The following is a 4,656-nucleotide window of genomic DNA, read 5'->3' as shown; positions in this document are numbered from 1 at the left end:
GGACATGGGCTTCCGGGTGCTCCTCGTCGAGAAGCAGCCGAGCGTCGGCGGCAAGATGATCCTCCTCAGCAAGGTCTTCCCGTCGCTTGACTGCGCGAGCTGCATCTCGACGCCCAAGATGGCCGCCGCCGCCCACCATCCCAACATCACCCTCCTGACCTACGCGGAGGTCCAGGGTGTGGCGAAAGGCGGTGAGGGGGACTTCGAGGCCACGATCGTGGAGAAGCCCCGCTACGTCGACGCGTCGCTCTGCACGAGCTGCGGGCAGTGCGCGGACGCCTGCCCGGTCCTCGTGCCGAAGGAGTTCGACTACGACCTTATCGGTCGGAAGGCGGCCTACATCCCGTTCGACACCGCCGTGCCGAAGACCGCGGTGATCGACCTGGAGAACTGCATTCTCTGCGGGCAGTGCGAGCGGGCTTGCCCCGCCCATGCGGTCAACTTCCTTCAGGTGCCGCGGGTTCACCATGTGCGCGTGGCGAGCGTCGTCCTGGCCACGGGCTTCCGTCTCTTCGAGGCGGAACGCAAGAAGGAGTACCGCTTCGGCGAGAACCCCAACGTGGTCACCGCGATGCAGATGGAGCGCCTCCTCGGGCCGACCCGACCGTACCACTGCGTCCTGCGTCCCTCGGACGGCAAGGAGCCGGGGAACATCGCCTACGTCTTGTGCACGGGATCGCGGGACCACACCGTTGGCAATCCGCAGTGCTCCCGGGTCTGCTGCATGTTCTCCATCAAGCAGGCCCAGCTCATCTTAGGCGCTCTTCCGATGGCCGACGTCACGATCTACTACATGGACATCCGCGCGTATGGCAAGGGCTTCGAGGAGTTCTACCAGCAGGCCCGGAGCATGGGCGTGAAGTTCGTCCGCGGGAAGATCGCCAAGATCACGCCCGCGGCGCACGGAGATGTCACCCTCTGGTACGAGGACACGGAGGCGGGCGGGGGCGTTCGCCAGGCGACTCACGACCTCGCGGTCCTCGCCGTCGGCCTGCTTCCGAACCCTGAGGCAGGCCACATCCTGACGGGCGAGGAGCTGGAACTCGGCGAGGGCGGCTGGGTCCAGTCCGCGGACGAGAACTGCCACCCGACGCGCACGAGCGTCGGCGGCGTGTTCGTCGCAGGAACGGCCTCGGGGCCGAAGGACATCCCCGACTCGATCGTCGATGCCGCGGCCGCGGCCTCCGAATGCGCCGGGTACTTGATCCACATGCGGCGTGAGAAGGCGGGGTGCGGGAGCGTGGTGACATGCCCCGCATAGGCGTGTACGTGTGCCACTGCGGCGGCAACATCTCCGACACGGTGGACGTCCAGAAAGTCGTCGACGCCGCGAAGGGAGAGCCCGATGTCGTCCTGGCCCGAGACGTCACCTTCGCGTGTGCGGATTCCTCACAGAAAGAGATGATCGAGGACGTGAACGCCCAGAAGCTGGACCGCATCGTGGTCGCCTCGTGCTCTCCGAAACTCCACGAGCTCACCTTCCGGGGCGTTGTGGAACGAGCCGGTCTGAACCCGTACCAGTACTACCACGCGAACATCCGCGAGCAGGCCTCATGGGCTCACTCGGACGACCACGAGGGCGCCACGGCGAAGGCGATCCGCCACGTGCGTGCCGCCGTCGCGTACGCCCGCTTGGCCGAGCCGCTGGCCCGCACGAAGGCCGAGTTCATCCCCAAGGTGCTCGTCATCGGGGGTGGCGTCGCGGGACTCAAGGCCGCGATCGACCTGACCTCCATGGGGGTCGGGGTCGTCCTGTTGGAAAAGTCGCCGTCGCTCGGCGGGAGGACCTTGGAGCTGCCATCCGTCTACCCTTACGGTCGCTCCGGCGGGGACGTGGTCCGGGGTCTCTTGGACGAGCTCCGCCAGAACGACAGGGCCACGACGTTCACGAACGCGATCCTCGAACGGGTTACCGGCCACGTGGGCAGCTTCGAGGCCACGTTCGTGGTCAACCCCGCGGAGCTGGCCGCGCATGACGCGCCCCCCGCACGGTTCACGGTGACCGTGGGAGCCATCCTCGTCGCCACAGGCTCGGACACCTACGTCCCGAAGGCGGGCGACTACGGGTACGACCGCCTCGCGAACGTCGTCACGCTCCCTGAATTCCTTCGGCTCGAGGAGCGGAGCGCGTCCGGCGACCTCATCATCCATGGGAAACGGGTCCGGCGCCTCGCGTTCATCTACTGCGTGGGGAGCCGCCAGGTTCCGACCGATGGAGGGACGGCCAACGAGTACTGCTCCCGCTACTGCTGCAACGCGACCGTCTCCACGACGCTCTCCATACTCCGCGATCATCCAGACCTCACGGTCTACCACCTGTACCGGGACATGAGGACGTACGGCAAGAACGAGCTCATGTACGAGGACGCGAGCCGCAAGGGCGTCGTGTTCATCCGCTTCAATGGGGAGGAGCCCCCGAGCGTCACCGAGGCCGGCAGCGGGATTGTCGTGTCTGTGAAGGACCAGCTCATCGACGGGGAGCTGGTCGAGATCCCCGTGGATCTGGTTGTGCTCGTCACGGGCCTCGTGCCGCGCGAGAACAAGGACCTCGAAGGCATCCTTAAGCTGCCCCTGGGCAAGGACGGCTTCTACCAGGAGGTCCACCCGAAGCTCCGTCCCGTCGAGACGAACATCTCGGGCCTCTACATCGGGGGAACCGCGCAGGGACCCAAGGACCTCGGCGAGGCCGTCGAGTCGGGCTCCGCGATGGCGGCGAAGGCCGCGGCGTTCGCCCTCCGGGGCGAGCTGGAGCTCGAACCGTTCGTGGCAAGCGTGGACGCGAGCCGGTGCAACCTCTCGCAGACGTGCGTCTCCGCCTGCCCCTACGGGGCCATCGAGGTCCGCGAAACCGATGGCGGGCGCCACACCATGGTCGACGCGACCCGGTGCAAGGGATGCGGGGCCTGCGTCGCGGTCTGCCCCACGGAAGCCATCCAGCTCAAGGGATTCTCGAACGACCAGATCCGATCCATGATCGCCGCCCTCGGGAGGGGAACATGAGCGTCGTCTCGGGCAACACGATGAAAGCCTACCGGGAGAAGACCGGGGCGACGCCGTCCGAGGCCCTCCGGACGCTCCGGAAGCGCCAGGCGGTGGAGACCTCCAAGATTCTGGGTGCCCTGAAGGTCGGACCTCGCACGATCCCCGAGCTCGTGGCGGCGACGGCCCTGCCGTCCCGCCTTGTCGTCTGGTACGTGATGAGTTTCTGCCGAGACAAGCTCCTGAAGCCCTTGGACAAGACTCCCGATGGGTTCTACCGCTACGCGATTACCACCAAGGAGGGGCGATGACGATGACCGATCGTCGTTCGTCGTCCTCTCCTCCTTTTTCGGAGGTGATTCGTCGATGACCTCCATGGCGGACCCCGGCCTCATGGCCACGATCCGGCGGTACGGAGCGTTTGACGTCACGGCCTGCTTCAGCTGCGGCACCTGCACCGTGGCCTGTCCGCTGTCGACGCCCACCACGAGCTTCCCGCGCAAGCTGATCCACTACGCCCAGCTCGGGCTCAGGGACAAGCTCGTCGGCCGACCGGACGTCTGGCTCTGCGAGTCCTGCGGCGAGTGCACGGACACGTGCCCGCGGGACGCGAAGCCCTCCGAGTTCATGATCGCCCTCCGGAAGTACGAAATCGCGGAGCTCGGAGTGCCCGCCTTCACGCACCGCCTCCTGACCTCGCGTGCGTTCGCCGCGTCCTTCCTCGCGGCCCTATCGCTCCTCCTCATGGGCATCCTGGCGCTCATCCAGCGACCCGCGGACTTGACCTCGGTCGCCTTGTTCGGCTTCCTGCCGGAGCAGGGCGTGGAGATCATCGGCATCGCGGTCGGCGTCGTCGCTCTCGGGACGGCCCTGGTCGGTGTGCTACGCCTGTGGCGCTCGATGGCGCGCGCGGCCCCCCGCCACGAGGAGGCGCCGGCGTCGGGCGTGGCCGCGGACACCGTGCCCCGGGCCCAGACGACCGTCCCCACGTTGCGCGACGTCCTCGTCCAGCGGCGGACCCAGACCTGCGCCGCCGAGAACCATGCGAAGCGGTGGTGGCACACCCGCTGGTTTGGCCACCTCGCGGTCTTCTGGGGCTTCCTCGGATTGCTCCTGGCCACGATCCTGCGCTTCGTCGCGCTGCCCATCCACGGGGGCCTCGTGCCGCCCTGGGAGCCCGTGCGCCTCTTGGGGATCGTGAGCGGAGCGTTGCTCCTCTACGGGACCGCCATGATGATCGTGCGGCGCGTCCGGAAGGCAGACCGCTACACCTCGCGGTCCACGTTCATGGACTGGACGTTCATTCTCTTTCTGTTCCTTGCGGGGCTCGGGGGTTTCCTCGTGGACATCGCGCAGTACGCCGGCCTTCCCTTCTGGGCCTACGCGTTCATGCTCTTCCACCTGGTCGTCGTGTTCGACCTGCTCGTGCTCCTTCCGTTCACGAAGTTCGCCCACGTGGTGTACCGACCCGTCGCGCTTTGGCTGAGCCGGGTCTACGGCCAGATCTCATGACGTCTGGGGATTCCATGATCTGGCGGCGGGAAACGTGCCCGCGTTCTCGCCCGCGCCAGCCCCATGTCGTGGCCCCGAAGATGGGCAAGGGATAAGCCGCGGTTCGTGGATAGCCTTCCCGTGGGTTCCATGCCGATCCCGGAACGTTTCCGCTCCGCGGAGAGC

The 4,656-nt window shown here is 67.1% G+C and carries 4 protein-coding genes; all 4 read left to right on the top strand.

Features of this window, described 5'->3' with window-relative positions; all coding sequences use genetic code 11:
• Positions 1-1,261 (top strand): 4Fe-4S binding protein (locus tag VEY12_05545; protein ID HYM39593.1); only part of this gene is annotated, 1,261 nt, incomplete at its 5' end.
• Positions 1,249-3,000: a CoB--CoM heterodisulfide reductase iron-sulfur subunit A family protein gene (locus VEY12_05540; protein HYM39592.1), complete on the top strand. Its 1,752-nt coding sequence runs from the start codon at positions 1,249-1,251 to the stop codon at positions 2,998-3,000. The genes VEY12_05545 and VEY12_05540, both read left to right, overlap by 13 nt.
• Positions 2,997-3,290: a hypothetical protein gene (locus VEY12_05535; GenBank protein HYM39591.1), complete on the top strand. Its 294-nt coding sequence runs from the start codon at positions 2,997-2,999 to the stop codon at positions 3,288-3,290. Before VEY12_05540 ends, VEY12_05535 begins: the two co-directional genes overlap by 4 nt.
• Before the next feature lie 55 nt (positions 3,291-3,345).
• The gene (locus VEY12_05530; protein ID HYM39590.1) at positions 3,346-4,491 is read left to right on the top strand and encodes a 4Fe-4S dicluster domain-containing protein; all 1,146 of its coding nucleotides are present in this window, start codon (positions 3,346-3,348) and stop codon (positions 4,489-4,491) included.
• The last annotated feature ends 165 nt before the right edge of the window (positions 4,492-4,656 follow it).

Source organism: Thermoplasmata archaeon (assembly GCA_035632695.1).
In the GTDB taxonomy this organism is placed as follows: Archaea; Thermoplasmatota; Thermoplasmata; order RBG-16-68-12; family RBG-16-68-12; genus RBG-16-68-12.
The sequence above is the reverse complement of the archived record's forward strand: the minus strand, read 5'-3'. Positions and strand labels throughout refer to the sequence as shown.

Excerpts from the sequence above, each read along its gene's own strand:
- VEY12_05540 (HYM39592.1), top strand. The coding sequence starts at position 1,249 with ATGCCCCGCATAGGCGTGTACGTGTGCCACTGCGGCGGCAACATCTCC.
- VEY12_05535 (HYM39591.1), top strand. The coding sequence starts at position 2,997 with ATGAGCGTCGTCTCGGGCAACACGATGAAAGCCTACCGGGAGAAGACC.
- VEY12_05530 (HYM39590.1), top strand. The coding sequence starts at position 3,346 with ATGACCTCCATGGCGGACCCCGGCCTCATGGCCACGATCCGGCGGTAC.